At 51.9% G+C, this 3,523-nt stretch carries 7 protein-coding genes; all 7 read left to right on the top strand.

Annotated features, from left to right (window positions below):
* The first annotated feature begins 186 nt into the window (after positions 1-186).
* From AB1690_03290 to AB1690_03260, 7 genes are read left to right on the top strand one after another with little or no spacing between them, the layout of a single operon-like run.
* Positions 187-603, top strand: coding sequence for a metalloregulator ArsR/SmtB family transcription factor (locus AB1690_03290; protein MEW6014328.1), 417 nt, complete (start codon positions 187-189; stop codon positions 601-603).
* Positions 581-1,084, top strand: a complete 504-nt coding sequence (locus AB1690_03285; protein MEW6014327.1) for an SRPBCC family protein — start codon at positions 581-583, stop codon at positions 1,082-1,084. Before AB1690_03290 ends, AB1690_03285 begins: the two co-directional genes overlap by 23 nt.
* A gap of 3 nt (positions 1,085-1,087) precedes the next feature.
* The gene (locus tag AB1690_03280) at positions 1,088-1,588 is read left to right on the top strand and encodes an SRPBCC domain-containing protein (GenBank protein MEW6014326.1); all 501 of its coding nucleotides are present in this window, start codon (positions 1,088-1,090) and stop codon (positions 1,586-1,588) included.
* 43 nt (positions 1,589-1,631) lie between these two features.
* Complete coding sequence (locus AB1690_03275) at positions 1,632-2,024, top strand: DUF1801 domain-containing protein (protein ID MEW6014325.1); 393 nt, start codon at positions 1,632-1,634, stop codon at positions 2,022-2,024.
* The gene (locus tag AB1690_03270; protein ID MEW6014324.1) at positions 2,021-2,404 is read left to right on the top strand and encodes a DUF1428 domain-containing protein; all 384 of its coding nucleotides are present in this window, start codon (positions 2,021-2,023) and stop codon (positions 2,402-2,404) included. The genes AB1690_03275 and AB1690_03270 overlap by 4 nt, the downstream gene beginning before the upstream one ends.
* 53 nt (positions 2,405-2,457) lie before the next feature.
* Complete coding sequence (locus AB1690_03265; protein ID MEW6014323.1) at positions 2,458-2,694, top strand: helix-hairpin-helix domain-containing protein; 237 nt, start codon at positions 2,458-2,460, stop codon at positions 2,692-2,694.
* A gap of 37 nt (positions 2,695-2,731) precedes the next feature.
* Complete coding sequence (locus AB1690_03260) at positions 2,732-3,217, top strand: VOC family protein (protein MEW6014322.1); 486 nt, start codon at positions 2,732-2,734, stop codon at positions 3,215-3,217.
* Positions 3,218-3,523 lie beyond the last annotated feature (306 nt).

Below are 3,523 nucleotides of genomic sequence, written 5' to 3'. Positions count from 1 at the left end.
AGGTTTCGACATCGAGGTGTGTCAAATCCGCGGGGGGTGACGTTCGCTTTATAATCCACATAACCTCATCCGGTTAGCTTCTTATCCTGGATTTTATGGCTCCATAATTAAATTATTCTCCATCACCCGCAAATTTAAGCCGTATATTTTACCAAATGGTTAATTAACCGGGAGGTTTAATAAAGTATGATGCAGGACCATCTCAGCGCCACCTTCTCCGCGTTGGCCGACCCGACCCGACGGGCAATTTTGGCCAGTCTCATTTCGGGCGCGGCTTCAGTACAAGAACTGGCGGCGCCCTTTCATATAAGTCTGCCGGCTGTTTCCAAGCATCTGCGGGTGCTGGAGCGCGCCGGGCTGATCGAGCGGGGGCGTGAAGCCCAGTGGCGGCCCTGCCGTCTTCGAGGCGAAGCCCTTAGAGAAGCGGCTGACTGGCTTGACCGTTACCGTCAGTTCTGGGAGGAAAGTTTCAACCGGCTCGACCTCTATCTGCAGGAAGTGCAGAGAGAAGAGAAAAGAAAGGCAGAAATGAAATCATCCGATATGAAACACCTCCGGGCAAAAAGAATAGGGAGGAGAAATGTCGACAAAAAGCGACACTAAATCTGGCGCCGCTGGCCGCGAAATTGTGGCAACCCGTATCTTTGATGCCCCGCGCGAACTGGTCTGGGAAGCCTGGACAGACCCGGACAAGATTACCCGCTGGTGGGGACCGAACGGCTTCACCACAACGACGGTCGAAATCGATGTCCGTCCGGGCGGAATATGGAAACATATTATGCATGGTCCCGACGGTACCGATTACCCCAATCTGACCCGCTATGTCGAACTGGTCAAGCCGGAACGTATTGTCTATATAAACAGCGGCGGAAAAGATGATATTCCACATGGTGAATTCCGGGCGACTATTACATTTGAAGATGAAGAAGGCCGGACGCGCCTGACAGTAAGAATGGAGTTTGCCTCCGTTTCCGAGCGCGACCGTGTCGCCAGAGAGTATGGCGCTGTCGAGGGCTTGGAGCAGCATCTGGCGAGACTTAGGCAGTTTCTGGAAAACAATCCGATTAACTCACAGAAAGGTTGAATTATGGCGAAGAGCAGCACCCCGGGCGCCAAGACAAAAACGAGGGACCTTGTGATTACGCGAATCTTTGATGCTCCGCGCGAGCTGGTTTTTAAAGCCTGGACGGAGCCGGAACGAATGAAGAAGTGGTGGGGTCCTAAGAATTTCACCGCTCCGGTAATCAAAATCGACCTGCGGGTCGGAGGTAAATTTCTGGGATGCATGCGTGACCAGGAAGGCCGGGAATACTGGTCCACCGGCACCTACAAAGAAATCAAATTCCCTGAGAAAATTATCTGCACCGACTCCTTCGCAGACGAAAACGGAAACGTGGTGCCTGCGTCGCACTATGGAATGGCGGAAGATTTCCCCCTGGAGATGCTGATTACCGTCACTTTTGAAGACCTGAACGGCAAAACCAGGATGACCCTGGTGCATTCCGGTTTGCCGGCCGGTGAGATGGGCGAGATGGCTTCCGCCGGATGGAGCGAGTCGCTTGACAAACTGGCTGAGAGCCTGAAATAACCTCTGTAAGCGCATCAAATCGTTTTGAACTGGAGAGAATGAGATGACAGAGGTGCGACCACGGTGGCGCTCTAAGAAAGGTTCCCCGCCCAAAGATATTGATGAATATCTGGCGGGGCTTCCGGAGCCGTATCGCGCGGCCCTGCAGGACCTGCGCCAGAAAATCAAAGCCGCAGTTCCCCAGGCGGTCGAGGCGATCAGTTATGGACTGCCGACTTTCAAACAGAACGGGGGGCTGGTCGCTTTCTCAGCCACGGAAAGCCACTGCAGTTTTCATCTGATGAGCCCATCGGTTATGGCGGCTCATAAGAAGCAAATCACGGAGTTTTCCACCACCACCGCCACCATTCACTTTCAGCCCGACCGCCCTCTTCCGGCATCACTGGTGAAGAGGCTGGTGCGGGCGCGGGTTGCGGAGAACAATCGAAAGAAATGAAAGGACACTTTATGAAAGGGTATGTGGACCTTTACCTGCTGGCGGTACCCAAAAAGAATCTTGCCGCCTACCGTCAAATTGCCAGGCGGTTCGGCGAAATTGTCGCCGAGTACGGCGCCCTCGAGTACCGGGAATTTCTTGCCGATGAACTCAAGTCAAAATTTTCGCCCGGATTCGACAAATTATTGAAATTGAAACCGGGTGAAGTGATGATTTTCTCGGCGGTTGAATTCCGCTCCAAGAAACATCGCAATGACGTCAACAAAAAAGCCTTTCATGACCCGCGAATGCAGGAGATGGCGAAGATGAAGCCGCTTTTTGATAAGAAGCGGATACATTATGCCGGGTTCGCCACTTTCGTTAAAATGTCTCCTCGATAGAGACCGCACAAGGATTACATGCTATGGCAAGAAATCGGCGACGACCAAACAGAATGTCAAACTGCGACCGGACAATGGTGGCTGAATTTGATTATTCCCGTCTAAGCCACCAGTTTCGAGTCCTGGCTCGACCGGCGCAGCGCGCCCTCGTCAATAACGGCATCTTTACTCCCGAAGACCTCGCCGGAAAAACGATTGACGAAATTTCACGACTTCACGGAATCGGCGCGTCGGCGCTCTCGACGATGAAAAATATTCTCCGCCGAAATCGCCTGCAGTTCAGGATATGATAACCGGATTGAGAACAAAGTAAAAAAGGGAATCAAAATGAAATCTATTATGCCGTGCCTCTGGTTCGATAAAGAGGCGGAGGATGCTGTCAATTTCTATATATCAGTCTTCAAGAATTCGAAAATTCTGGATATTGCCCGTTTCACCGAATCGATGGCCGCCGCATCCGGTCAACCCAGCGGCACGGTGATGACGGTTGCCTTTCAACTCAAAGGCCAGGATTTTCTGGCGCTTAACGGCGGTCCCCATTTCTCGTTTACCCCCGCCGTATCGTTCGTCGTCCGATGCGATTCCCAGGACGAGATTGACTATTACTGGGATAAGTTATCGGAAGGAGGGGAAATTGAGCAGTGCGGCTGGCTGCGGGATAAGTACGGTCTCTCCTGGCAGATAGTTCCTTCCAATATCGGGGAAATGATAGACGACAGCGACAGCAGTCGAACTGATAAGGTGATGAAGGCGCTGCTCGGGATGAAAAAAATCGATATGAATGCTCTCCAGAAAGCCTTCGAGCAGGTCTGAAAGGATTCCTTGCTGCAAAGATAAGCGGACGGAAAGAGAATCGCGTGCCGTTCAGGAGAATGGGGAAACTGTCGGGGGAGTTTGCTGTTATTATAAAATACGTATCATGAATCTTCAGGAGATTGGCTCAAAACCGGCAGGTATTGCCTGATTCGAAAGGATGCCGCAGATGTTTCTAACTTCACTTGACAGGTTTCGAGATATCGGGCTTTTGATTTTGCGTCTCGGCTGGGGCTGGGCATACCTCTGGATACATGGCGGACCGAAAATTTTCGGCGGAATGGAGCGCTGGGAGAAATTGGGCGG

It is taken from the genome of Candidatus Zixiibacteriota bacterium (genome assembly GCA_040753495.1).
Classification (GTDB): domain Bacteria; phylum Zixibacteria; class MSB-5A5; order GN15; family PGXB01; genus DYGG01.
This window is presented reverse-complemented; position numbering and strand designations above follow the sequence as displayed.

Bases quoted from the DNA above. Each gene is read 5' to 3' on its own strand.
- AB1690_03270 (MEW6014324.1), top strand. From the start codon at position 2,021: ATGAAAGGACACTTTATGAAAGGGTATGTGGACCTTTACCTGCTGGCG.
- AB1690_03280 (MEW6014326.1), top strand. From the start codon at position 1,088: ATGGCGAAGAGCAGCACCCCGGGCGCCAAGACAAAAACGAGGGACCTT.
- AB1690_03265 (MEW6014323.1), top strand. From the start codon at position 2,458: ATGTCAAACTGCGACCGGACAATGGTGGCTGAATTTGATTATTCCCGT.
- AB1690_03260 (MEW6014322.1), top strand. From the start codon at position 2,732: ATGAAATCTATTATGCCGTGCCTCTGGTTCGATAAAGAGGCGGAGGAT.
- AB1690_03290 (MEW6014328.1), top strand. From the start codon at position 187: ATGATGCAGGACCATCTCAGCGCCACCTTCTCCGCGTTGGCCGACCCG.
- AB1690_03275 (MEW6014325.1), top strand. From the start codon at position 1,632: ATGACAGAGGTGCGACCACGGTGGCGCTCTAAGAAAGGTTCCCCGCCC.
- AB1690_03285 (MEW6014327.1), top strand. From the start codon at position 581: ATGTCGACAAAAAGCGACACTAAATCTGGCGCCGCTGGCCGCGAAATT.